Here is a 25,334-nt window from a genome sequence, read left to right as displayed (position 1 = left end):
AACTTCTCATTATAAGTAATATGTAGTTTGATCATATTTTTCAGTATGGGAGGTTTGGGTTATATACTCACTGATAGTGCAGAGAAAGGAATGTAAGATTAGTATGAAAGTTGCAGTGTTGGCAGTACAGGGTGCGTTTGAGGAACATGAAAAAGTGTTGCAGGAGCTTGGGGCGCAGACGATCCAATTACGTCAGGCAAAAGATTTAGAGGAGTCGTTTGATGCATTGGTGCTTCCGGGCGGTGAGAGTACCGTTCAGGGTAAACTTTTACGGGAGTTAGATATGTATGAGCCGCTGCGCGCAGAGATCGCAGCAGGACTTCCGGTATTGGCAACCTGTGCCGGTCTGATCCTTTTGGCAGAACATATCGTTGGAGACGATACCGTTCATTTTGGAACATTACCGGTGACGGTGAAGAGAAATGCATATGGAAGACAGCTTGGAAGCTTTCATTATGCGGAAGGCGAGTTTGTCGGGATCGGAACCTTTCCGATGGAATTTATTCGTGCACCATATGTGGAGAGTGTTAGTGATGGAGTAGAGGTGCTCGCTGAGGTGGATGGCCGCATTGTCGGTGTTCGCTATGGCAAGCAGCTTGCAGTAGCTTTTCATCCGGAACTGGGTGGAGATCACCGCATTCATCAGTGGTTCTTAGAGGAGTTTATAAAGCAGTAATTTTTAGTGTGATGATACCTGTTCTTAAGGAATAGACGGAAATAGCCGATATCAATATTGCGTGGAAGATCACGCGGTATTGGTATCGGTTATTTTTTGATGGGGAGGATTTTTTCGATGATTACGAATAGTAAAGAAATTTTGTCGCAGGATGAGAAGACGGCATTGCGGGAACGCATTCAGGATATATGTAAAAAGGCAGTGTCGGAATTGATGGATCCAACATCTCAGATGAGCGATGAAGAGAGGGCACAATACGAGCAGAAGATTTTTCAAAAGCTAAAACAGGGGAAACGCTTGTCTTCGGCAGAGATGAATTATTTGCAGATTCATAATCCAACGATGTATCAAAAGGCATTGCGGGTTCAGAATGCTAAGGAACGTTTGCAGACACGTTTGGAACATTGTCGTTCCAAAGAGGAAGCAAACGATGTGATCGCAATGGAAATGAGTGCAGTTAGTGATAAAGATCCGGACAGAGAATATATGCTGGCAGGATTACAGGAGACGGCCAAAGAATATCGTCAGGACAGCCACTACAGCAGACTTCCGGATACGAGGGAACAGGCTAAAAAAACGAAGAATCGTGCTTATCATTTTGAAGAGGACGATTCAAAGAATACCGTGTATTCGCCAATTATTGAGGTGATGGAAAGTCTGCCCGTGTTTGATCAAATATCATAGCGATTTCTGCCGGACAGAGAAATACCCATCATAAGAAGACCCCACTTTTTAAGACTCTCTGTTTCTCATTTTCCTAATGTTTGTGTGATCATATTCAAAATCTGCTCTTTGTCAGCCGGTTTCAAAATATATCCCGCCGGCTGTAGCTGCAAAACGCTGGTTTTGCTCTTTTTTTCTTTGAACTTGGTTTAAAAATTTGGAAAATTATGCTGATTAGTGGTACAATTGAAACATCATATCATCATGCAGAGGAGGAAATGAAAATGAACAGACAGAACAAGAAACGAATGTCATTGTTATTGGTGTTTTGTTTATTAATAACAATGGGTGGCTTTGGAAACCTTAAATGGGCAAATGCAGCGGATACCACTATGGCTGTGGCAGATGCAGAAGCAACGGAAGAGCCTGTGCCTACAGGTGTTCCGAATTATACTGCAGAACCACAAGCTACGGGAACTGATGACGATTTCCGCGTTGGCATTTCTTATGTGTCTAAGGATTGGAAAGAGTCGCATATGACAGATTTTACTACCAATCAGGTGATGCAGATTACGGCAGAAGGAAATTATTCTATTAGCTATACTGTGGGAAGCGATTACAACATGGATATGCTGTGGTTGGATACAAATCTATACCAGGGGTCAAAGGTAGAAGTGGATGTCACAGGTGTGACAATTACATCTGCAGATGGTACTTCTAAGAGCTACACCGTTGACAATGGTGGATTGAAGACCCCGGGAAGCCTGTGGGGATATCGAGATTCTAGCAATTATAACAATTATGCGGCTACAATCGTAAATCAGTATTTGCATTATTACAATTATACTACCAATGGACATAGCAATTATAATGAAAAATACACAGAGTATGGTTTCAATGATACAGATACGATCAATATGTTTGATCAGACACCGATAGAAACAAAAACCGGATCTAAGGTTACCCTTGATTTTACTGTTGTAAAAGAGGAAGATCCTATAGTGCATGGTACACCAAATTATAGTGCCGAGCCACAGACGAAAGGAACAGATGAGGATTTTCGTGTAGGCTTGACATATATATCGTCAAATTGGACAGAGCAAAATTTTACAGACTTTGCAACAGAGCAGACAATGCAGATTACAAAAACAGGAGATTATACTATTTCTTATACGACAGCAGCAAATGATGATATGCTGATGTTTTGGCTAGACACCAACTTGTATAAGGGAAGCAATCGAAGAGTTGATGTTACGGGCGTGACAATTAGTTCTGCAGATGGTGAGACGGTTAATGAGTATACTTTGGCAAATGGTGGGATTCAAAATCCGGGAAGTCTGTGGGGTTATCGCAATGGTGATTATTCTGAAAATTATGCAGCTATGGTGTTAAATCCTTACATGAAATATGCTTCCTATATTCTGCCTTCGAGCACGAATTATAGAGATGAATATAAAAATTGTGGATTTACATACAGTGATCCTATTAATATGTTTGCGCAGAATGTGAAGACATTAGGGGAAGGAACCAAAATTACGGTAGCGTTTACGGTACGTGCAGACAAAACTACAGGAACACCGATTGCTTCTCCAGAGGTTTCGGAAGAGCCAACTAAAGCACCAGTCGTTTCGGCGAATCCAACGGAATCGACAAAAGATCCGGAAGCTACTAAGAATCCATCAGTTACACCGATTGCTCCAACAGAACCGACTGACGGCAAGAATGCCAATGATGTTGCAGCAATTAATAAGATCATTGCGGATCAGAGAGCAAAAGGGGCGACTGTAAGTGAAAATTTGGATGATACCAATCAGTATACTTGGAAAGACGGAAGACTGGTAGAAATAAAATGGATTTCCAAATTGGATACAACAATAGACTATAAGTTGACAGGGGATATATCTTTTAATGACTTAACAGCATTAGAAACTATTGATTGTAGTGTAAGTTATGGATTAACTTCAATAGAAGTAACAGATTGTAAAGCGTTAAAGGCGCTTAAGATATCGCATTCTCAGATAACGACACTGAATATAGAAAACAATGTGGTACTTCAGAAGTTGGACTGTTCATGTACAGAGATCTCTGATTTGGATGTCAGTCATAACCCGGAGTTAGAAGAATTGGATTGTAGCAGTATTCCGATTAACTGTTTGGATGTCAGTCATAACCCGGAGCTGAAGAAAGTGGATTGTGGCTATATCCAGATTAAGCATTTAGATGTGAGCAAGTTGGCAAATTTGCAAAGTCTTTCCTGCAATAGTTTGGAGATTGAAAGTTTGGATTTGAGTAGTAATAAGAAGTTGGAGGTGTTATCATTTGACTTCTGCGAACATATTAGCAACATTGATTTATCCAATAATGTAATGCTAAGGGAGGTGTCATGTGTTTATTCTTCCATTAATGTTTTGGATGTCAGTAAAAATGTGGCATTGGAAAAACTTGAATGTTATAATACGAATATCCAAAGTTTAGATGTCAGTAAAAATGTAGAATTACAATTTTTGATATGCGATTCAACTAAATTGACAACTTTGGATGTTACTTGCAATACTAAATTAGAGTATTTGTCTTGTTCGTGTACGGACATTCTGTATGTAGACATCAGGAAATGTAGCAAAATGACGAAAGAGGATGTATACTGTGATTATGAAATGTTAATTGTGTACAATGAAGAAACCGCACAAATAGTTCCCGAGTGTGTTGCACTTCACAAAATCGTTACAGAGCAGAGAGCGTTAGGGGCTCAGATTGATGATTACTGGGATGGTGAAGATTATGACTGGGAAAACGGTCATTTGACAAGGATTGACTGGTTGCAGCGAGGCTTGAAAGGAAAGATTTCATTTGCAGGATTACCGGCATTGGAAATAATCGCTATCAGCGGAAATGAGATAACGGAATTGGATGTTAGCAACATCCCTGATTTGAAGTGCTTGGAATGTGAGGACAATAAGATTACCAGATTGGATATACGAAATAATAAGAAGCTGACAAAATTTACCTATGATGATGGTGTTAAGGTGATTCGTACAGATGATGATCTGGAGCCAAGTGTAAAGCCGAGTGCAGCACCAAGTGTGACACCGAGTGTGGCACCAATTGCCCGTCCAACGAACAAGCCTCAAAAGACTACTGCTCCGGCGGCAGTGGGTACGACACTGAAGGATAAAAACGGTTCGTATAAGGTAGTATCTTCTAATAAGAAGCAACCAACGATTTCCTATGTACAATCAGCAAAGACAAAGGCGGCAAGCGTTACAGTGCCGGATAAAGTGACGATCGGTGGCGTGACATACAAAGTAACAGCCATCGCACCAAAAGCTTTTGCGAATAACAAAAAGCTGAAAAAAGTAACGATCAGTAAAAACATTACATCCATCGGCAAAAATGCGTTTGCCGGATGCAAGAAGTTGAAGAAGATCACGATCAAATCAACGAAACTAAAGAGCAGTTCTATTGGCAAAAATGCCTTTAAGGGAACTGCAAAAAAACTGATTGTTAAAGTGCCTAAGAAACAATACAAGGCATACAAAAAGTTCCTGAAGAAAAAGGGAAATAAGACGATCAAGGTAAGGAAATCATAATTTAAATATGCAAAAAGATGGAATAATGTGGAGATGATTCGCATTGTAACGATCGGGCTATAAAAATATGTCCCGAACCAAAAAATCGCTTAGACTTGAGGTTTAAGCGATTTTTTGACTTTTTTGAAAAAAATTACGAAAAAAGTTACCAAAGTTTTCCTCAGGGTTTTGTGGATAATATACAAAAAAGTAGCCTGCCAGCAATTCCGAAGTTGCCTGTTGATACAATCTTTCAAAATCATCGGGTGACATATAATCGCAATGACTATGAATTCGTTTGGTATTATAAAACGTTTCCAAGTATTCAAATACCAGGCGGTATGCATGTTTGTAATTGCTGATCTTAAAGCGGTTCAGCCATTCTCGTTTTATCAGCGAATGAAAGGATTCGATACAGGCATTATCCCAAGGAAAAGCTTTCTTGGAATAGCTTCGATTCATTTTTGAGACTATGAGAAAAAGTCTGTAAATAAGATTCTTCTATGATAATGAAGGGCAAAAAATTCTTTGTCAGAGCTTTTTGCCCTTTAGTTATATATAACAGTTGAAAAATGACATGTCAAGAGCAGGCGGAGTTTCCGTCTGCTCTTGGTTTACAATGTAATGTACTATTTCAGCAAATGTACTATTCCGGTAATCGTCCTTCATACATAATACTCAATTCGCCGTAGACCTGCCCCCAATTTCGGATTCTTGTCGTCCACTTTTTCGTTGCTTCAAACGTAGCCAGATACAGGGCTTTCAGCAGGGCTGTATCGCTCGGAAATACGCTTCTCTGGCGGTTCAGTTTGCGGTAGGTGGAATTCAGGGATTCAATCGCGTTGGTCGTATAAATGACCTTTCTGACGGTTGTTGAGAACTTGAAAATCGGGGATATGGCATCCCAGTTTTCTTTCCAGCGTTTCATAGAATTCGGATATTTCGGAGTCCATTTTTCTGTCACATGATCTAAGGCGGCCAGTGCTTTCTTTTCATCAGCAGCCTGATAGATAGTTTTTAGATCCGTTGCAAAAGATTTTCTATCTTTATCCGGAACATATTTCAGGGTGTTCCTTACCTGATGCACGATACAACGCTGATACTCTGTTTTAGGAAATGCTGTAGCGATTGCTTCCTTGATGCCGGTCAGTCCATCGGCGCATATGATCAAAACATCTTTTACTCCTCGATTTTTCAGTTCATTCATGACAGAAATGTAATTTCATCAAAGGAAACTGTTCCACGTATTGACAAAACTCTTCGGCCTGCTTCAGATCCCCATAAATTGCACAGATCAATGCAGCAGCTGTTGCCAAATAGGGCGTTTGCTGTATTTCTTCCACCGAAAATACTTTCAAATATTTACGGCAATGTTTAAATCCGTTCAAGCAACATGGACATGCCAAAATACGTACCATTTGATCTCTCAGTGTATCAAGATCCCTATTTTTCACCAATTCGTCTAATTTTTGCTGGTCAAAAAATTCATTATCACGATTTTTCATAAAAATCATCCACTCCCTTCCCGTCACGATATAAACTGCATTTGCCTTGTACATCTATCATATGGAGATTCTATCCATTCGTAAACTACCCGAAAGGGTAGGACTTCTTCCTTTTGTTATGACTTCCAATTTGTAGCATCGTGGATCTGCCTGTATATTGTGGATTGAAGGTTATTAAACTCGCAAATCCGCTCCTTCAGAGCTTATTCGCTTGTTACACAAGCTTATTTGCTCGTTAATGAGCCCAGTGTGCTCATTATATCATAATAATTGCGCATGTTTTCTGCGCATAATAGAGTTTCGAAGACACTCCTAAGATGAGCCCAGTGTGCTCATTATATCATAGTTCGTGTAGGAACATGAGAGATGACGATAAGTTTGAGTTATTAAGATTCTATAAAAATAACGTGAAATGCGTTGCATTTCAAAGAATAAATCCACTATAATGAGTAAGGTCCTCGTTATAGTGGATTTATATACATGAATAAGAAACTGCTGTTATGTAGTGTGTTATCACCAAGAATTGCTTTAGCAATTCTTGTAAAGCAAAGCGCCTGCTTTGCCTTTTTGTATAATAAATATAGGAAGGGTTGGTTATGAAATGAAGCGAGTAGTAGTAACAGGTATGGGTGCTGTGACGCCAATTGGAATTACGGTAGAGAAATTTTGGGAGTCTGTTTTGGAAGGAAAGGTTGGTATAGGACCGATCCAAAACTTTGATACGACACAGTATAAAGCAAAGTTATCGGCAGAAGTAATAGATTTTGATCCAAAAGCGTATATTGAACCAAAAGCTGCCAAACGAATGGATCGTTTTAGTCAGATGGCAGTGACAGCTTCCATTGAGGCGATGCAGGATAGTGGTCTTAACATAGAGGAAGAAGACTCCTACAGACTGGGCGTTTGTGTTGGATCCGGCGTGGGAAGTCTCATGGGAATTGAACGTGAATACGATAAGATGTTAGCCAAGGGACCGGGAAGGATACATCCGCTTACAGCCCCATTGGTCTTGGGAAATATGGCAGCAGCCAGTGTCGCTATGTATCATGGCTTTCAGGGAAAATGCATTGATGTAGTGACTGCCTGTGCAACCGGAACCAACTCGATCGGAGAGGCGTTTCGCTCTATACAGCATGGAGAGGCAGACGTGATCCTAGCGGGAGGCGTTGATAGTTCGGTAAGTCGCTTTGGTGTTGCGGCATTTCAGGCACTCACTGCATTGACCGATTCCGAAGATCCGACAGCTGCATCCATTCCGTTTGACAAGCGTCGTAATGGATTTGTTACCGGAGAAGGTGCCGGTATTTTTGTATTAGAAGAATTAGAGCATGCCAAAGCAAGAGGCGCACATATTTATGCAGAGATTGGCGGATACGGAGCAACTTGTGATGCGCATCATGTTACGACTCCGCTGGAGGATGGTTCTGCAGCCGCACGTGCAATGACGCTGGCGATGCAGGATGCCGGTGTGGCTCCGGAAGAAGTGGATTATATTAATGCACATGGAACAAGCACAAAATACAATGACTTATTCGAGACGAGAGCAATTAAGCTCGCTTTTGGAGATAGTGCATATAAAGTACACATTAATTCCACGAAATCCATGATCGGCCATATGTTTGCAGGCGGTGGTGCCGTAGAATTGATCACCTGTGTCAAATCGATCAATGAAGGATATATTCATCCGACGGTCGGTCTGCTCGAGGATGACCCGGAGTGCGATCTGGATTATACAAAGGGTGAAGGCATTCATACGCCGGTGCATATTGCGATCAGCAATTCATTAGGATTTGGTGGGCATAATGCAACAGTACTGGTGAAAGAATATCAGGGTTAAAGCAGGGAGGCTTTGCGATGGAACAGCGAATTATACAATATGTCTCTTATCTGAAAGGTATTTACCTCAAAGAATACGATGATGAAGAACGGAAAAAAATATGTGAGCAGGTGCTTGTGCAGATTGGATTTTTTCAGCATGAACGACTGATTCATTTGATCGTCACGGTCACTTTTGCGCTATTGGCGGTAGTGACCTTTGGTATATGCGCAGTGGCCCCTTCTGTGCCATTTTTTGGACTGGAGTGTCTCCTGCTTGTGCTGCTGATCCCTTATATCAGACATTATTATATTTTGGAAAATTCTGTACAGACGATGTATCGTTGTTATGATAAATTAAGCAAAGAAGCGTTTCATGAAATTCCGAAAAAGGGAGAGAACAAATGAGAATACCGAAATTTTTGGACGCGTCCGGGACGATTGGTTTTGTTGCACCGGCCTTTGGCTGTAATATGGAACCTTACCGGAGTGGTTTTGATGCTGCGCAGAAAACGTTTGCGGCATTGGGACATACCATGATACTAGGCCCGAACTGCTACGAAGGCAGTGGAATTGGGATTAGCAATACACCGCCAAAATGTGGAGAGGAGATCAATACATTTTTTGCAAAGCAGGAAGTAGATGTGCTGCTTTCCTGTGGTGGTGGCGAATTAATGTGTGAAGTGTTGGATTATATTGACTTTGAACGGATCGCTGCATTGCCGCCTAAGTGGTATATGGGATATTCGGACAATACGAATCTTACATTTTTGCTTCCAACGCTTTGTGATACTGCCGCGATTTACGGACCTTGTGCACCGGCGTTTGGAATGAGAACATGGCATCCGGCAATACAGGATGCGTATGATCTGTTACGTGGCAACAAGCAGGAAATACATAGTTATCCATTGTGGGAAAAGGAATCCTTAAAGACGGAGGATAATCCGCTGGAGCCGTATCATGTTACGGAACCGGTCGTATTGCACTGTGAACCTGCAGAGCAGCCGATCCGTATGGAAGGGCGTTTGATCGGTGGATGTTTAGACTGCTTAGGAAATTTAGTCGGTACCAAGTACGATATGGTAAAAGAATTTGCGGACAGATATCAGGAGGACGGATTGATCTGGTTTATGGAAGCGTGTGATCTGAATGTTATGAGCATACGTCGAACATTGTGGCAATTATCGCATGCCGGCTGGTTCCGGCACGTAAAAGGATTTTTGATCGGGAGACCGTTATCCTTTGGGGAAGAGGCTTTTGGTATGGATCAGTATGAAGCTGTAGTTTCTATGCTTCGTCAATATGAAGTGCCGATCGTTATGGATGTCGATATCGGACATTTACCGCCGATGCTGCCGATTATTAGTGGTGGCAAAGCGAGCGTGACGGTCGCAGATGGTGCGTTGGATATTCAGTATAAATTTTAATCTTACAGTAATAGAAAGGCGGAGATATGCCTAAATTTAGTGTGAAAAGACCATTTTTGATCTTGGTCGGTGTTATTATTGTATTGGTACTTGGAGGTGTCAGCTATTCTAAAATGACAACGGACCTTCTGCCAAACATGAATATGCCATATATGATGGTGATTACGACCTATGTGGGGGCTGCCCCGGAAAAGGTAGAAAAGGACATTACAGAACCGATGGAAAGTGCAGTTGGTACTGTGAATGGTGTAAAAAAAGTAACCAGTAATTCTGCAGAAAATTCCAGTATGGTCATGCTGCAGTTTCAGGATGATACGAATATGGATGCTGCCATGGTAAAAGTGTCTTCGGCGGTCAATCAGTTGGAACTACCGGATACAGCGGGACAGCCGATGATCATGGAAATCTCGATGGACATGATGTCAACGGTTATGGCAAGTGTCGATTATGAGGGCAAAGACCGTGTGGAACTTGCCAAGTTTGTGGATGATAATATTTTGCCGGCGCTGGAGCGCGGTGATGGTGTGGCAAGTGTTTCGACAAATGGTATGGTTGAGGAATCAATTGAGGTTGTATTAAACCAGGATAAGATTGATGACGTCAATGCCCGTGTGTTGGAAAAGACAGACAAGGCACTCGCAGAAGCCAAAAAGAAAATTGATGATGGCAGCAAAAAGCTTCAAGAGGGGAAAAAACAGTTAGAGTCTCAGCAGAAGAAACTGTCGCAGCAACAGGGAAAACAATCTGCACAGCTTGCAAAGTTCAGCAAGATGATGAATCAGGCAATTGCGACAAAAGTTGCGTACGAATCCCAGCTTGCAAGCTTAAAGGCGAGTCAGTCGGCGTTAAATGGTGAGAAGAAAGCCTATACGACAAATAAAGTAGTATCCTCGTATGAGCAGATGAACAAAGGATTTGCGACAATTCAGAATAGTTTTGCCAAGGGTGGAACTGCTTATCAGGCAATGTATACGACGATTTACAAGCAGATCTTAAATACAATGGTACAGGAAACGCTGAAACAGACCGGTCTTAATGTGACAGTGACGGACAGCAATGTAGACACGTATTTGAAACAGCTTGGTAATGCTGCAGATACTCTAAAAGAAGCAGCTGGAACACAGGCAGAAAGTGCGACGGCAACACAGGCAGTGAAGCAGAAAGCCGCATTGCCAACCAGTGTCAAGGATGCGATCGACAATCCGTCCAAATTGACGGCTTACAAAAACATGCTCAAAACACAGGGACAGAGTAAGATTGCCAAGTCGATGACAAAGAAGAGTCTGAAATCCCTGTACGATATTGTAGAAACTCGTATCCCGCAGATCGATACAGAGCTTGCGAACTTAAAGACTGAGATCGCAGCCGCACAGGCGGTCGTAAAGCAAGTGACAAAGTCTATCAGTAAGGCGGAGAGTCAATACGAGAAAGTTGAAACCGGTAAGATCACAGCGGCCGCGGCGTTTGGTTCTGCCAATGCACAGATGGCGTCCGCAAAGTCGACTTTGGAAAATAGTGAAAAGGAGTTAGATAATGCGAAGAAATCCTTCCATAACTCCAAGAAAGAGGCGCTCAAAAAAGCGAATCTTGATCAGATGTTGACGAAGGAGACACTGGCAGGTATTTTGACGGCGGAAAACTTTTCGATGCCGGCAGGATACATTAATGAAGATAAGACACAGTATTTGCTCAAAGTAGGAGATCAGTATAAGAGCATTGATGCCCTCAAAAAGACGCTGCTCTGCCATATGAAAGATATCGGAAATGTTCGCCTGCAGGATGTGGCGGATATAACAGTAGTAAACAATAGTGCAGATTCTTATGCAAAATTAAATGGTAACGATGCGATCATTATTGGTGTTTCCAAAGCGAGTACAGCAGGAACGTCTACGGTGTCCAAAAACTGTGCCAAGAGCATGAAAGAACTGGAAGAAAAATATGATGGTCTGCACTTCACAAAGTTAATGGATCAAGGTGATTATATCAAAATGATCGTTGACTCCGTTATTTCTAACTTGTTGTGGGGAGCATTATTAGCAATCGTAGTATTATTCCTGTTCTTACAGGATATCCGTCCTACGGTAGTCGTTGCTTTCAGCATTCCGCTTAGCGTACTGTTTGCCATTGTGCTTATGTACTTTACGAACATAACGCTGAATATGATCTCTTTGTCCGGTTTGGCATTGGGTGTTGGTATGCTGGTTGATAACTCGATCGTCGTCATTGAAAATATCTATCGATTACGAGGAAAAGGAGTTTCAGCAGCACGTGCAGCAGTGATGGGAGCCAATCAAGTGGCAGGGGCTATTTTTGCATCAACGCTTACGACAATCTGCGTATTCCTGCCGATCATCTTTACGGATGGTATTACTCGTCAGATCATGCAGGATATGTGTTTGACGATCGCTTACAGTTTGAGTGCAAGTTTGATCGTTGCGTTGACTGTTGTACCAACAATGGGTGCGACACTTTTGCGTAAGGAGCCAAATCGAAAGCATCGATTCTTCCATGCTGTTCAGGTGGCTTATGAAAAGATTTTGCGGTTCTGTTTGAAATGGAAAGCGGTTCCAATCTTGATCGCCGTATTTTTACTTGGTTTTTCTGTTTGGAAAGTGACACAGATGGGAATTGTATTTATGCCGGAAATGGGCAGTGAGCAGATGTCCTATTCCTATACGATGCCGGAAAAAACATCGACCGAGCAGGATTACGCATTGTCAGATGAGATTGCCGGAGAAGTGCGTAAGATCAAAGGTGTTAAGACGGTTGGAGCGTTGATGGGAGATAATTCTTCCATGATGGGACTTTCGACGGGCGGCGGAACCAGCAAGTCTTTTAATGCAATGATCATTTTGGATGAAGAGTATGCTGATCAAAATAAAGAGATAGCAGCTAAGATCGAAAAGATCCTGAGCAAGAAGAAGTTGGATGATTATTCTGTATCCGAATCAAATATGGATATGTCGAGTATGATGGCATCTGGTGTGCAGGTCGATATTTACGGCAAGGACACAACGAAGTTAGAAAAGATCAGCGAAGATGTGATGAAAATGCTCGAGAAAACTGACAAGTACGAGGATATTACCAATGGGCAGGAAGAGGGCAAAAAAGAACTTGTTGTCAGTGTGAATAAAGATAAGGCGATGCGCTATGGACTTACGGTAGCGCAGGTCTTCCAAGAGCTGTCCGGTAAATTATCCACGGATAAAGAAGCGACAACGATCACGGTAGATGATCAGGATTACAAGGTCAAACTTGTCGATGATCGTGATGAATTAAAGACGAACAACCTACTGTCTTATAAGTTTGAAACGACAGTAACGGACGATCAGGGCAAGCAGAAGAAAGAGACTCATAAGCTGAAAGAATTTGCGGATGTGAAAGAGGCGAAGAGCCTGACAACGTTAAAACGTGAAAACCTTTCAAACATGATCTCGGTAACGGCATCGGTTAAGGATGGCGAAAATGCAACATTGCTTAGCCGTGATCTGCAGAAGCAGCTTGACAAATACGAAACACCGGATGGCTACGATGTGAAGATTTCCGGTGAGAGCGAGACAAATAATGAGATGATGAAAAACATGCTCCTTATGATCTCGCTTGCTATCTTATTCATTTATCTGATCATGGTAGCGCAGTTTCAAGGACTTTTGTCGCCGTTTATCGTGTTGCTTACAATACCGCTTGCATTCACCGGTGGATTGCTTGGTCTTTTGATCGCAGGCGAGGAATTGTCTGTTATGTCAATGATGGGATTCTTGGTATTGGCCGGTGTCGTTGTAAACAATGGTATTGTGTTTGTAGATTATGTCAACCAGCTTCGTCTGGATGGCGTATCCAAAAAAGACGCATTGGTGGAGACAGGGGTTACCCGTATGCGCCCGATCTTAATGACGGCGCTTACGACAGTTCTTGCTATGTCAACGATGGTATTTAGCACAGACACCAGTGCACAGATGTCTCGTGGTATGGCGATCGTAACGATCGGAGGATTGCTGTATGCAACGCTTATGACATTGTTTATTGTTCCGGTATTCTACGATATCTTCTATCGCAGAAAGATGAAAAAGATTGACCTTGGAGACGAGAGCAATTTGATGGATGAGGATAAATAAAGGGACAAAAAAGCGCGTGTTGTTAGCAAAACTCGAATAAAAAAAACTATATCGGAAATACTTTCTTGTAAAGAGCTGGGTATCTGCAATTGTAAGGCAATACTGCATTGAGCGAAAACAGAGAAAGGTGTGATGTAGGTTTGAAGAAACAGCAGGGAATACAAAGTGTGAAATTTGAAGAGCCACCGATCATTTGCGCTGCTGCATCTGTAGTAGGGCAAAAGGAAGGGGATGGCCCATTTGGTGATGTATTTGACCAGATCGAGTCAGACCCTAAGGTTGGTGGAGATACATGGGAAGACGCAGAAGGCAGACTTCAGGAGCGTGCCGCAGAACTTGCTATTCAAAAAGCAGGCTGTGGTAAAGAGGCGATCCGTTACATTGTGGCGGGCGATCTCCTGGGACAGCTTATGGCGTCTTCTTTTGGTTTAGCAGGATTTGATAAACCGTTGTTTGGGGTGTATGGAGCCTGCTCGACGATGGGAGAATCCATCGGGATCGGTTCTATGCTTGTAGAAGGTGGATTCGCAGATTATGTACTTGCAATGACTTCCAGCCATTTTGCCAGTGCTGAAAAACAATTTCGTTTTCCGCTAGGCTATGCAAATCAGCGTCCTAAAGCCTCGACTTGGACGGTGACAGGAAGTGGAGCCGTTGTGATATGTAAAGGGGATCAGAAACAGGGAATGGCCAAAATTACCGGGATTACGACCGGAAAGATCGTTGATTATGGTGTGAAAGATACGATGAACATGGGTGCCTGTATGGCCCCTGCAGCCGCATCGGTGGTCGCAGCACATTTCAAAGATTTCGGAACAGATCCGTCAGAGTATGACCAGATCATTACAGGAGATCTGGGGATGGTTGGCAAAGATATTTTAATCGACATTTTGCGGTCAGAAGGGTATGATATTGCAGATCGTTATATTGATTGTGGTATTGAGATATATGGCAGGGATGCACAAGCACAGGCAGGCGGCAGCGGCTGTGGATGCAGTGCGGTCATGCTTGCCGGGTATGTGTTGAAACAGTTGGAGATCGGAGAATGGAAACGAGTGTTGTTTGTTCCAACGGGAGCATTGCTGTCAGTCGTCAGTTTTAACGAAGGTAATAGCATTCCGGGAATTGCACACGCCGTAAGATTGGAAACCCTTATTTCTAATTAACATGACTCAAACTTCCCATAACGAAAATACGGCAAGGCAATTGCTATAGATCTCTTACGGCAGAAGTCAATCTTTAGTAACTGCAAAATGTTTAGTGGTCATTGACATAATCAGTAATAGGTGGTTGTGGACAAGTTAAGGCATGGGAAGTTTGAGTAACATTACAATAAATTAATGATAATTATTTGATAAAAAGGGTCAAAAATAACAAATAATTAAAGGAGAAGATCCCGGTTGTAAAGTGGAAAAATAGGAAATAAAAAATAGACAAAAAAATCATTATTTTTGATGATCTTGAATGCAAAATTAGTGGAAAGAGGTGTATCACATTGGATTATATATTGGCGTTTATTGTTGGCGGTCTGATATGTGTTATTGTGCAAATATTAATGGATAATACAAAGCTATTACCTGGACGGATTATGGTACTGTTGGTATGCAGTGGTGCTGTACTTGGGGCAATCGGTGTGTACGAGCCATTTGCTAAATGGGCAGGAGCAGGGGCGACAGTCCCTTTGCTTGGCTTTGGAAATGTCCTATATCAAGGAGTAAAAAAAGCGGTAGATGCAGAAGGATTTATTGGTTTATTTAAGGGAGGATTTAGTGCATGTGCAGTAGGAGTATCTGCAGCGTTAATTTTTGGATATTTGGGTTCTCTCATATTCAAACCGAAGATGAAAGATTAGTGAAATGTTAAGGTTTTAACGGGTGCTTTGGAAAAATGTTTCTTAATTCGTTATTTTTGTGTTGCAAATTGAATAAAAAAAAACAAAAATAAGTAAAAAAATATACAGAACTAACAAAATTTTAAAAATCCCTTGCAACTGCGCTCTATTGGGTATAAACTTGCCATTGTAAGCGTTAGTAAATGTATAAATTCTTTGATTGATTTATTTATGAAAGGGAGAAGAAAAATGGCTAAGACAATTAAGAAAGCAACACAGACCAAAGCACCAGCAAAAAACACATCTGTAGAGACTGCAATGAAGGCAGTAGCAGCTAAGAAACCTGAGGTGAAAGCTGCAGCACCGGCACCTGTTAAGAAGACAGAGGAAAAACCTGCTGCTAAGGCAGAAGTTAAGCCGGCTGTGAAAGAGACAGTAAAGAAGGCAGAAGAGAAAGTGGCAGAGAAGAAGACAAGAAAGCCTAGAAAGAAAACTGTTAAGAAACCGGTAGAGAAAATACAGGAAGTATTTGTTGAGTTTGATGGTGAGCAGTTTAAGACAGCTTCCATTATTGAGAAGATCCATGAGGTATATAAGGCTGAGGGACATCGTGTTGGAGCTATCAAATCCCTGCGTGTTTATATTGATCCGGTAGAGCGTAAAGCATACTATGTTATCAATGATAAAGCAGAAGGAAAATATGTTGAGTTTTAATTTGGTCATTCATTTATAGAAATTGAATAGTGTACGAAATGTTGTACATAGTAAACGACAGAGATAAGCGGTAAACAACTTGTTTCTGTCGTTTTTTTATTTATAACTCAAACTTCGCACACCCGAATGTGTGCCAAAGTTCCATAATAATTATTACGCGACACATTAATTAATATATATGCAGCCTCATAGTCCCAAATTCTGTCCGGTGTATTCTTGACAGATGGTATAAAAAGTGTTATATTTGCATAACGTAATGTTAGCAGAAACATTTTGGTGAGCGTTTTATATAACGCATCTACCGGTTACAACAAGGGGTTGTACTGGTTTCGACGGGCTCACTGCAGATGGAGAAGCTGTCCGTGGTCGGACACCACGTAAAAAGTTCGATTTAAAATTAAACGCTGAAGATAATTTAGCATTAGCTGCCTAAGCGCAGCTCATCGGTCTTAGCGCCCCGCCGCTAAGGTAGCCGGTGTCATACCTGCGGGACACTCCGTTGTCAAAGCTTTGCGATGACGGAAAATCTATGAAGCTACCAAAGAGCATAGCCTGTTAGTGGGCGCTGCTTGGAGGGAATGTTAAAACACTGACTATGACAGTAGAAGTACATTGAATCTGGGTTCGGACCGGGGTTCGACTCCCCGCAGCTCCACTCAAGCTAAACAAGTCGAACTCTCCGTTCGATATTATCGTATATAGGAATATATTTTGTTTAGTATATCGCTGGAAGTAAAAATAACGGCACTGTATATTGCGAAAGCAATATACAGTGCCGTTATTTTTATGGAATAGGAAATCTGCATATTTGATAGGATCGGTTAGGATAGTGCTTCTTAAAAATAGGTCTTGCAACTGACTATATGAATTGATAAAATAATGAGTGCTGTGTGTGGTATCAAAAGATGCCAGCAATGAAAATAAGGAATCGGTACTAAAGTACACAAGACGTGTTTAGAAATGGAGGCATTTTATGGGCGGATTTTTTGGTGTGGTGTCCAAAGAAGATTGTTTGTTTGACCTGTTTTTTGGAACAGATTATCATTCGCATTTAGGTACGAGACGAGGCGGCTTAGCGGTATACGGAGAGAATGGATTTGATCGTTCAATCCATAATATCGAGAACTCCCCATTTCGTACAAAGTTTGACAAAGATGTGCAGGAAATGAAAGGAAATATGGGAATTGGCTGTATTTCTGATTATGAGCCACAGCCGCTGATCGTGCGTTCTCATCATGGAACGTATGCAATTACAACGGTAAGTAAGATCAATAATATGGATGAGATCGTTCAGGATATTTTTGATACGGGACATGCACATTTCTTGGAGATGAGTGGCGGTGACATTAATGCAACAGAGTTGGTAGCTGCGCTGATCAATCAAAAAGAGAACCTGATCGATGGTATTCGTTATGCGCTTGAGACGATCGATGGATCCTTGACTTTGATGCTGCTGACGCCGAAAGGAATTTATGCGGCCAGAGATAAGTATGGACGTACACCAATCGTAATTGGACAAAAGGAAAATGCGTATTGTGTGACGTTTGAAGACTTTGCATATCGCAATTTGGGCTATCATGATTATAAAGAACTTGGTCCTGGGGAGATTGACGTCATTACCACAGAGGGCGTCAAAACGTTAGTTGCTCCGGGCAAAGATATGAAGATCTGCACCTTCTTATGGGTATACTATGGTTATCCGTCCAGTTCCTATGAGGGAGTCAGCGTTGAGGAAATGCGCTATCGTTGTGGTGCCTGTCTGGCAAAACGTGATAATGTCAAACCGGATATTGTAGCAGGTGTACCGGATTCTGGAATCGCGCATGCGGTCGGTTACTCCAATGAGTCCGGCATTCCATTTTCCAGACCATTTATTAAATACACTCCTACATGGCCACGTTCATTTATGCCAACGATCCAGAGCCAGCGTAATTTGATCGCCAAGATGAAACTGATCGCTGTTCATGAATTGATCAAGGATAAAAAGCTGCTGCTGATCGATGATTCTATTGTGCGTGGAACACAGCTTCGTGAGACAACGGAATTTTTATATGAAAGTGGTGCGAAAGAAGTACACATCCGTCCGGCGTGTCCACCGTTAGTATATGGCTGCAAGTATTTGAACTTTTCGCGTTCCTCTTCCGAAATGGATCTGATCACACGACGTGTGATCGCAAAATTGGAGGGAACGGACGAGGTGCCAAATGAGGTATTGCAGCAATATACCGATCCAAACTCTGAGAAGTATGATCAGATGATCGAGGAAATTCGTAAAGAATTGAAATTTACTTCACTGCAGTATAATCGTTTGGATGATATGCTGGAATCTGTTGGTATTCCGGTAGAAAATCTCTGCACATACTGCTGGGACGGCAAAGAATAATCGACTGTCCAGACAACAAAAAATCGAAACATAATGAAAAGGCATTACAGTTTCCACGTAGGATCCTGTAATGCCCTTTTGAATGTCAGAAAAATGCCTAACTAAAGCTTCCCATACCTCGAGTTGTCCGAAAGGCATGTAAATCATACATCAGAGACAACAAAATTTAGAAATCACTAAAAACGTAAATGCGGCAAGGCAATTTCTATAGATCCCTTATGGCAGAATTGAGTCTCTGGGAACTGCAAAATGTATAGCAGCTTTTGACATAATAAGCAATATGTGTCCGTGTGAGATAGTGGGGTATGGGAAGCTTGAATGCCTTGATCTTAAAAGAATAGGCACATGGCCAGGTAACCGATGCTCCAGTGTAGGAAGAAGCAGCCCCAGATTGTTTTTTGCTGTTCGAAGAGGATTCCGAGCGCAATGCTTAGCAAAAAAGCACCCATCATGAAAATAAAACCATAAGGAAGATGCATTAACGTAAAGAGCATTGACGTCAAAAAGATGCTGACCGGGATCTGGTGTTTGACACGCATTAAGTTTTTGACGCTGGTTTGAATGACACCACGTGCTAAAAATTCCTGCAGCAGTGCAGTGAATAAATACGTGACGGCACCATGCACAGAGCCACCCATAAAGTTTTGTTTGACCGGAGCACCAAGAACACGTAAAAATAATTTACCCACAAGCAGCACGGCTATTGCAAAAAGACAGATCGTTGCCGTTTGCTTTATATTGGAAAGAATATTTTTTCTTCGCGGTATCAGACCGACATCTTTTAGAGAAAAACTCGTAAAAAAGATGATCTCCAAAAACAAGATCAATGTCATTGCCTCGATCATTAGTGTATAAAAGGAGGCTTTTAGTGGAATATGTAAGGTGAAGCGGATGAGGCTCCAAGCGGAAAGATACAGCGTAATGCATATCACGATACCGGCAAACAGAAGTGCACAGTCGCGTTCGTGCTGCTTAAGATTTTCGGCATCGGAAATATCTTCAACAAGTATAAGCATACCATATTCAGAATCTGCACTTGTTGATTGTTTGACCAGACTGATAGTAATGCGCAGATGCTTTTGACCTTCTGGGGTTGTGTATGTTGCCGTTTCTTTGGAGGAAGGGCAGTTCTTTTTGGAACATTTTTTGAACAGTCGGTTAAATGCCTTGTTTTTGCGGGAAGAGAGCAGTGTTTCTGCAAAGGATTGTCCTACCAGTGACTCTTCCGACAGATCAAAGATCTGTGTTGCGGCAGAATTGACATAATTGATCAAACCGTCTGCGGTTACGGTAATGATGCCGTCGCTCATATTTTCAAAGATGGTTTGCTTTTGCGTTTTCGTGACTCCATCGGATTGTACCAGATTGTTCGATAAACCGGGTGTCAATCGATTATTTTGTGTAGTCATATATTTATACATCACCTTTCTTTTTGTTGCACAAAGTAAGTGCACTTTCTATTTTACGATATTATTGCCCGTTTGAAAAGATGAATCAAAATTGCATCCGTTTAGATAGTATGCTACAGTAAATGAAAATGTGTAAAGATATATGTGTCAGAAAGGGGATTTTGCATGGCAAAAAAGTTTTATGCGGTAAAGACAGGACGAACACCGGGAGTTTATGGAACGTGGGCTGATTGTAAAGCACAAGTGGATGGCTATTCCGGTGCCGTTTATAAAAGCTTTCCGACGGCGGCAGAGGCGCTTGCCTTTGTGACAGGAGAGACGAAACAGGTCGAAAGATCCGGCGTGGTTGCCTATGTAGATGGCAGTTATCACAGCGGGACCGGGGAATTTTCTTATGGCGTTGTGATCTTACGGGATGGGAAAGAACTCTGTTTTCAGGAGAAGTTAAATGATCCGTCGCTTGCAGCAATGCATAATGTCGCAGGGGAGATCAAGGGTGCAGAATGTGCGATGCGATACGCAGTTGCCGAGGGGCTGTCAGAGATCACGATCGTGCACGACTATGAGGGGATCGCAAAATGGTGTCTGGGCGAATGGAAAGCTGGCAAAGAAGGGACACAGGCTTATAAAGCATTTTATGATAGTATCAAGTCCCAGGTACATGTGACTTTTCAGAAAGTAAAGGGGCACTCAGGGGATCACTATAACGATATGGCAGATATGCTGGCAAAACAGGCATTAGGGATTGTCTGATCTTACAGATCATGTAAGGTACTCAAACTTCGCACATCCAAAGCTACTGCCAGGTCACAGATTGCTTATTATGTCAGAATACTAAGTATTTTGCAGCCACAACATAGCGATTTCTGCCAGCAGAGAACTATAGTAATTGCCTTGCCGCAATTACGTTTTAGGTGATTTCTAGATTTTGTTGTCTCTGATGATTGATTTACATGCCCTTCGGGAACTCGAAGTCCCGGAAGCAAGGTATTGATAATTTTTGATGTGCGAAGTTTGAGTAGGGTATACAATACAGCCAAAAATTGTGAATGTAAAAAAACTTTACATAGATTTTACATAAGATTTATTTGGACTTTGCAACTACTATGTAAAATGTATGTAAAAATAACGCACCAGAACCAGATAACTTGTGTGCGTGGAAATGAGGATAAGCATGGATATATTTGGCGTATTGACAATGATAGGCGGGCTTGCTTTGTTTTTGTATGGAATGCATGTGATGGGAGATGGGCTTGCCAAGACTTCCGGTGGTAAACTGGAACAGATTTTGGAAAAATTTACCAGTTCACCGATGAGAGCGGTGCTTTTGGGTGCCGGTGTGACGGCGGTGATCCAGTCGTCATCGGCAACAACCGTTATGGTGGTTGGATTTGTCAACTCCGGGATCATGAAACTCAATCAGGCGGTTGGCATTATTATGGGAGCCAATATCGGTACCACGGTGACATCATGGCTGCTTAGTCTTACCGGTATTCAAGGTGACAATTTATTCGTAGAATTGCTCAAACCAAGTTCGTTTACACCGATTTTAGCAATCGTTGGTGTTAGCATGATCTTATTTGCCAAGTCGAGCAGACCGAAAGATATTGGAACGATCATGATTGGTTTTTCGGTATTGATGTTTGGTATGGACACGATGAGTGAAGCAGTGAAACCACTTGCAGATGTGCCAGAGTTTACAAGACTGTTTACGGTATTTGAGAATCCGATCTTAGGAGTGATCGCCGGAACGATATTAACGGCTGTGATCCAAAGTTCTTCCGCATCGGTAGGTATTTTACAGGCATTGTGTCTGACGGGAGCGGTCAGCTATTCCTCGGCCATTCCGATCATCATGGGTCAGAACATTGGAACTTGTATTACTGCATTGCTTTCCGCGGTAGGAGCCAACAGAAATGCAAAGCGAGCAGCGTTAGTACATTTTTACTTTAATTTAATTGGTACGATTTTGTTTATGGTGTTGTTTTATCTGTTAAATGCGTTCATCGGATTTTCCTTTATGGGTCAGGCAGCAGGTGTCATGGGTATTGCCATCGTGCATACGTGCTTTAACGTATTAGCAACTTCATTGCTGCTTCCATTTCGGAGTATCCTGGTGCGCCTGGCAACTTGGACGATCCCGGAAAGTGCCGAAGAGAAGCAGATGGAGACAACGTTACATGTGTTGGATGAGCGTTTCTTAGAAAAACCGTCTTTTGCAGTTGCACAGGCCAAAACAGCGGCATTGCAGATGGCAGAGGATGCCAGAAATTCAATCAGATATGCGATCGACCTGTTTGAACAGTATGATGAAGAACAGGCAAAAAAAGTGGCAGAGCTTGAGTCGACCGTGGATCATTACGAGGACGAGATCGGAACCTATTTGATGAAGATCGGAAATGCGGAGCTGTCGGATGAGGATTCACAGTCGGTATCGCTTATATTGCACTGTATCGGTGATTTCGAGCGTATTTCCGATCATGCCTATAATATTATGGAATCGGCAGAGCAGTTCCATAATATGAAGAAAAAGTTTTCCGATAAGGCAAAAAAGGAGCTGCGTGTTTATGAAGCCGCAGTAAAAGATATTGTAGATATAACTTTTGATGCGTATGATCGGTCAGATATTATCAAGGCGAGTCGGGTAGAACCGTTAGAAGAAGTGATCGATCGCTTGAATGATGAGATCAAGAAAAAGCATATAAAACGTCTGCGTAAAGGCAAATGCACGATCGAACTTGGTTTTGTATTATCGGATCTTACGACTAATTTTGAACGTGTGGCAGACCATTGCTCCAACATTGCGGTATGTTTGATACAGACGCAGGCAGACGGTTATGAAATGCATGAGTATTTGGATAAATTGAAAGAGGATGAAGATCCGTTCTTTGAACAGATGTTTGAAGAGTACTGCAAAGAATATCGGTTGCCATCATAGCGCACAAAGGAAAGGTTTGGTGAAAGACAATGGCACATATTTATATTGTAGAAGATGATGTGAACATTCGGGAGATCGAGGCGTTTTCCCTCAAAAATTCCGGATATACCGTAGAGGAATTTGGTTCTGCCAAGGAGTTTTGGAGCCGCATTTATGAAAAGGTACCGGATCTGATCGTGTTAGACGTGATGTTGCCGGATGAGGACGGATTATCTATTGTCAAAAAGCTGCGTCAATGGGCAGAATCCCGTTATGTTCCCATCATTATGGTGACGGCCAAAACAACAGAATTAGATCGTGTCAAGGGGCTGGATCGTGGTGCAGATGATTATCTTACAAAACCGTTTGGCGTGATGGAGTTGATCTCCCGTGTAAAGGCATTATTACGTCGAAGCATGCAAAATCATGAGATCAGGCAGATGAAGGTTGGCGAGATCGAACTTAACGATGAGAAACGTCAGGTTAAAGTGTCGGGGGAGCCGATCACGCTGACTTATAAGGAATATGAACTATTAAAAATGTTAATGAGCAATACAGGGATCGTGCTGCAGAGAGAGGATATTATGGTGCGTATTTGGGGCATGGATTACGAGGGAGAATCCCGCACCTTAGATATGCATATCAAAACACTGCGCCACAAACTGGGGGATGCAGGTAAAAAGATCCGAACGGTGCGTAACGTAGGATATCAATTGGAAGAGTGATAGGAGATAATGAACCATGCGAAAACGAATTAATTGGCTTTTCGTATTGTTGACGATAGTGGCAATCATAGTAACGACTTTGCTTGCCACTATTGTCAATTATACAGTACTGAAACAGGAAGTGATCGATGATCTGCGTATTTATGCACAGACCTTAAAAAAGACGGTGTACGCAGATCAAAAAGCGGAAAACGGTCAGGTTAAGATCGCAACGCCTCTTCGTATTACTCTAGTAGATACAGACGGAGCGGTATTGTATGATTCTGAGGCAGATGAAGCATCGATGGGGAATCATAAAAACCGCGAGGAGATCAAGGAAGCTCTCAAATATGGCGAGGGAAATACGATACGTCATTCAGAGACGATCGGAGACAATACGATTTATTATGCGGTGCGTTTGGACAATGGTAATATACTTCGTCTGGCTAAGAATAGCAGTAGTATTATAGGAATTTTAATGTCAGCACTGCCGATCATGTTATCGTTTATATGTATCGTTATCATTGTATGTATTTTCGTGGCGCATTTTCTCACGAAAAGTATTGTGGCGCCGATCGATGAACTTGCACAGCATATTAACGATTCGGATGTAACGAGTGTGTATAAGGAACTTCGACCGTTTGTGCGAAAAATACAAAAGCAGCACAAAGAGATATTGCAGACAGCAGAGATCAGACAGGAATTTACGGCAAATGTCTCGCATGAGTTGAAAACACCGCTTACTGCAATTTCCGGTTATGCGGAGTTGATCAGTCATGGGATGGTGCAGGGAGATGATGTACTCGCTTTTGCTGCTAAGATCCATAAAAATGCAAATCGGCTGTTGTCGTTAATTAATGATATTATCCGTTTGTCGGAGCTTGACTCGACCGGACCGGAACTTCTGTTAGAAGACGTTGATCTGCAGACGGCAGCAGGGCGTTGTGTGGAGCTGCTGCAGATGAGTGCACAGAAGCATCAGGTGCAATTGACGACGCAGACGGAAAGCTGTGTGATCCGAACAAACCTGCAGATGATCGATGAATTGATGTACAATTTGGTGGACAATGCGATCCGATACAACAAAAAGGATGGATCGGTGTGCCTGAACGTTGGAATGGCAGATGAGTATACCGCATATTTGGAAGTGAAAGATACCGGTATAGGTATTCCAAAAGAGCATCAGACTCGCGTGTTTGAACGTTTTTACCGAGTGGATAAGAGCCGATCAAAGTCAACAGGCGGTACGGGTTTAGGCTTGGCGATCGTAAAACATATTGTTGTGCAGCTTCATGGTACTTTGTCTCTCAAGAGTGAACCGCAGGTTGGTACACAGATACGAATAGAATTACCAAAGTCGCTGAGTTGATTACAGGATTGCCGGAGTTGCTGGGTTCATAAATTGCCGAAGTCGCCGGGTTAATTATTGACAAATTTACGCAATATAGTACAATGAAAGGTACTGTGGCAATTTTGCACAGTACCTTTATGAATTATTAGATATGTCGGGCGTACGGACAGCAGTGATTTGGTTGTCAGTGAGACTTTAGGCATAAGCCGGCAGTGATCAGTTTGTGAACAGTCTTTGCAGAAAGTACGCACAGGAACG

Annotated in this window: 17 protein-coding genes, 1 other RNA gene and 1 pseudogene; 16 read left to right on the top strand and 3 right to left on the bottom strand. The window is 42.1% G+C overall.

Features of this window, described 5'->3' with window-relative positions:
- The first annotated feature begins 103 nt into the window (after nucleotides 1-103).
- From pdxT to DXB73_RS01625, 3 genes are all read left to right on the top strand, one after another.
- Nucleotides 104-676 carry a pyridoxal 5'-phosphate synthase glutaminase subunit PdxT gene (pdxT, locus tag DXB73_RS01635; RefSeq protein WP_118689932.1) on the top strand — a complete coding sequence of 191 codons (573 nt, stop codon included), beginning with the start codon at nucleotides 104-106 and terminating at the stop codon, nucleotides 674-676.
- Between the two features lie 117 nt (nucleotides 677-793).
- Complete coding sequence (locus tag DXB73_RS01630; protein ID WP_118689931.1) at nucleotides 794-1,360, top strand: hypothetical protein; 567 nt, start codon at nucleotides 794-796, stop codon at nucleotides 1,358-1,360.
- 263 nt (nucleotides 1,361-1,623) lie between these two features.
- Entirely contained in the window at nucleotides 1,624-4,926 is a 3,303-nt protein-coding gene (locus DXB73_RS01625) for a leucine-rich repeat protein (protein WP_182448501.1), read from the top strand.
- 625 nt (nucleotides 4,927-5,551) lie between these two features.
- Here the strand turns inward: DXB73_RS01625 and DXB73_RS01615 are convergent.
- Together DXB73_RS01615 and DXB73_RS01610 are read right to left on the bottom strand one after the other, a co-directional pair.
- A pseudogene (locus DXB73_RS01615) lies at nucleotides 5,552-6,124 on the bottom strand (IS256 family transposase); the annotation flags it as partial.
- Nucleotides 6,105-6,410: a hypothetical protein gene (locus DXB73_RS01610; protein WP_147354451.1), complete on the bottom strand. Its 306-nt coding sequence runs from the start codon at nucleotides 6,408-6,410 to the stop codon at nucleotides 6,105-6,107. The pseudogene DXB73_RS01615 and the gene DXB73_RS01610, both read right to left, overlap by 20 nt.
- Before the next feature lie 601 nt (nucleotides 6,411-7,011).
- Here DXB73_RS01610 and fabF point away from each other — a divergent pair.
- The 9 genes from fabF (at nucleotide 7,012) to DXB73_RS01565 (ending at nucleotide 18,695) form a co-directional block, all read left to right on the top strand.
- Nucleotides 7,012-8,247 carry a beta-ketoacyl-ACP synthase II gene (gene fabF, locus DXB73_RS01605; protein WP_118689928.1) on the top strand — a complete coding sequence of 412 codons (1,236 nt, stop codon included), beginning with the start codon at nucleotides 7,012-7,014 and terminating at the stop codon, nucleotides 8,245-8,247.
- A 17-nt stretch (nucleotides 8,248-8,264) separates the two neighbouring features.
- On the top strand, nucleotides 8,265-8,633 hold the full coding sequence (locus DXB73_RS01600) for a hypothetical protein (protein WP_118689927.1): 369 nt from the start codon (nucleotides 8,265-8,267) through the stop codon (nucleotides 8,631-8,633).
- Nucleotides 8,630-9,652, top strand: coding sequence for a S66 peptidase family protein (locus DXB73_RS01595; RefSeq protein ID WP_118689926.1), 1,023 nt, complete (start codon nucleotides 8,630-8,632; stop codon nucleotides 9,650-9,652). The genes DXB73_RS01600 and DXB73_RS01595 overlap by 4 nt, the downstream gene beginning before the upstream one ends.
- A gap of 26 nt (nucleotides 9,653-9,678) precedes the next feature.
- Complete coding sequence (locus DXB73_RS01590) at nucleotides 9,679-13,767, top strand: efflux RND transporter permease subunit (protein WP_118689925.1); 4,089 nt, start codon at nucleotides 9,679-9,681, stop codon at nucleotides 13,765-13,767.
- Nucleotides 13,768-13,874: 107 nt separating this feature from the next.
- Nucleotides 13,875-14,933, top strand: coding sequence for a stage V sporulation protein AD (gene spoVAD / locus DXB73_RS01585; RefSeq protein WP_243104700.1), 1,059 nt, complete (start codon nucleotides 13,875-13,877; stop codon nucleotides 14,931-14,933).
- Nucleotides 14,934-15,262: 329 nt separating this feature from the next.
- The gene (spoVAE, locus tag DXB73_RS01580) at nucleotides 15,263-15,619 is read left to right on the top strand and encodes a stage V sporulation protein AE (protein WP_118689924.1); all 357 of its coding nucleotides are present in this window, start codon (nucleotides 15,263-15,265) and stop codon (nucleotides 15,617-15,619) included.
- Between the two features lie 228 nt (nucleotides 15,620-15,847).
- On the top strand, nucleotides 15,848-16,312 hold the full coding sequence (locus tag DXB73_RS01575; RefSeq protein WP_118689923.1) for a DUF6465 family protein: 465 nt from the start codon (nucleotides 15,848-15,850) through the stop codon (nucleotides 16,310-16,312).
- 314 nt (nucleotides 16,313-16,626) lie between these two features.
- Nucleotides 16,627-16,970, top strand: a transfer-messenger RNA (tmRNA) gene (ssrA, locus tag DXB73_RS01570).
- A 315-nt stretch (nucleotides 16,971-17,285) separates the two neighbouring features.
- Nucleotides 17,286-18,695 (top strand): amidophosphoribosyltransferase, encoded by a 1,410-nt coding sequence (locus DXB73_RS01565; protein ID WP_118689922.1) that lies wholly within the window; start codon nucleotides 17,286-17,288, stop codon nucleotides 18,693-18,695.
- Nucleotides 18,696-19,024: 329 nt separating this feature from the next.
- Here DXB73_RS01565 and DXB73_RS01560 read toward each other — a convergent pair whose 3' ends face one another.
- Nucleotides 19,025-20,104: a type II CAAX endopeptidase family protein gene (locus DXB73_RS01560; protein ID WP_182448168.1), complete on the bottom strand. Its 1,080-nt coding sequence runs from the start codon at nucleotides 20,102-20,104 to the stop codon at nucleotides 19,025-19,027.
- 165 nt (nucleotides 20,105-20,269) lie between these two features.
- On the opposite strand from DXB73_RS01560, the gene DXB73_RS01555 reads away from it, so the two are divergent.
- The 4 genes from DXB73_RS01555 (at nucleotide 20,270) to DXB73_RS01540 (ending at nucleotide 25,094) form a co-directional block, all read left to right on the top strand.
- Entirely contained in the window at nucleotides 20,270-20,857 is a 588-nt protein-coding gene (locus tag DXB73_RS01555; RefSeq protein ID WP_022025701.1) for a ribonuclease H family protein, read from the top strand.
- A gap of 421 nt (nucleotides 20,858-21,278) precedes the next feature.
- Entirely contained in the window at nucleotides 21,279-23,042 is a 1,764-nt protein-coding gene (locus DXB73_RS01550; RefSeq protein WP_118689920.1) for a Na/Pi cotransporter family protein, read from the top strand.
- Nucleotides 23,043-23,071: 29 nt separating this feature from the next.
- A complete protein-coding gene (locus DXB73_RS01545) occupies nucleotides 23,072-23,746 on the top strand; it encodes a response regulator transcription factor (RefSeq protein ID WP_118689919.1) in 675 nt (224 codons plus the stop codon).
- 16 nt (nucleotides 23,747-23,762) lie between these two features.
- A complete protein-coding gene (locus DXB73_RS01540) occupies nucleotides 23,763-25,094 on the top strand; it encodes an ATP-binding protein (protein WP_118689918.1) in 1,332 nt (443 codons plus the stop codon).
- Nucleotides 25,095-25,334 lie beyond the last annotated feature (240 nt).

Origin of the sequence: Clostridium sp. OM05-6BH (genome assembly GCF_003481635.1) — a bacterium.
Lineage (GTDB): Bacteria > Bacillota > Clostridia > Lachnospirales > Lachnospiraceae > Butyribacter.
The sequence above is the reverse complement of the archived record's forward strand: the minus strand, read 5'-3'. Positions and strand labels throughout refer to the sequence as shown.

Coding starts and splice junctions, on each gene's coding strand:
- pdxT (WP_118689932.1), top strand. CDS start 104: ATGAAAGTTGCAGTGTTGGCAGTACAGGGTGCGTTTGAGGAACATGAA.
- DXB73_RS01630 (WP_118689931.1), top strand. CDS start 794: ATGATTACGAATAGTAAAGAAATTTTGTCGCAGGATGAGAAGACGGCA.
- DXB73_RS01625 (WP_182448501.1), top strand. CDS start 1,624: ATGAACAGACAGAACAAGAAACGAATGTCATTGTTATTGGTGTTTTGT.
- DXB73_RS01610 (WP_147354451.1), bottom strand. CDS start 6,410: ATGAAAAATCGTGATAATGAATTTTTTGACCAGCAAAAATTAGACGAA.
- fabF (WP_118689928.1), top strand. CDS start 7,012: ATGAAGCGAGTAGTAGTAACAGGTATGGGTGCTGTGACGCCAATTGGA.
- DXB73_RS01600 (WP_118689927.1), top strand. CDS start 8,265: ATGGAACAGCGAATTATACAATATGTCTCTTATCTGAAAGGTATTTAC.
- DXB73_RS01595 (WP_118689926.1), top strand. CDS start 8,630: ATGAGAATACCGAAATTTTTGGACGCGTCCGGGACGATTGGTTTTGTT.
- DXB73_RS01590 (WP_118689925.1), top strand. CDS start 9,679: ATGCCTAAATTTAGTGTGAAAAGACCATTTTTGATCTTGGTCGGTGTT.
- DXB73_RS01575 (WP_118689923.1), top strand. CDS start 15,848: ATGGCTAAGACAATTAAGAAAGCAACACAGACCAAAGCACCAGCAAAA.
- DXB73_RS01565 (WP_118689922.1), top strand. CDS start 17,286: ATGGGCGGATTTTTTGGTGTGGTGTCCAAAGAAGATTGTTTGTTTGAC.
- DXB73_RS01560 (WP_182448168.1), bottom strand. CDS start 20,104: ATGACTACACAAAATAATCGATTGACACCCGGTTTATCGAACAATCTG.
- DXB73_RS01555 (WP_022025701.1), top strand. CDS start 20,270: ATGGCAAAAAAGTTTTATGCGGTAAAGACAGGACGAACACCGGGAGTT.
- DXB73_RS01550 (WP_118689920.1), top strand. CDS start 21,279: ATGGATATATTTGGCGTATTGACAATGATAGGCGGGCTTGCTTTGTTT.
- DXB73_RS01545 (WP_118689919.1), top strand. CDS start 23,072: ATGGCACATATTTATATTGTAGAAGATGATGTGAACATTCGGGAGATC.
- DXB73_RS01540 (WP_118689918.1), top strand. CDS start 23,763: ATGCGAAAACGAATTAATTGGCTTTTCGTATTGTTGACGATAGTGGCA.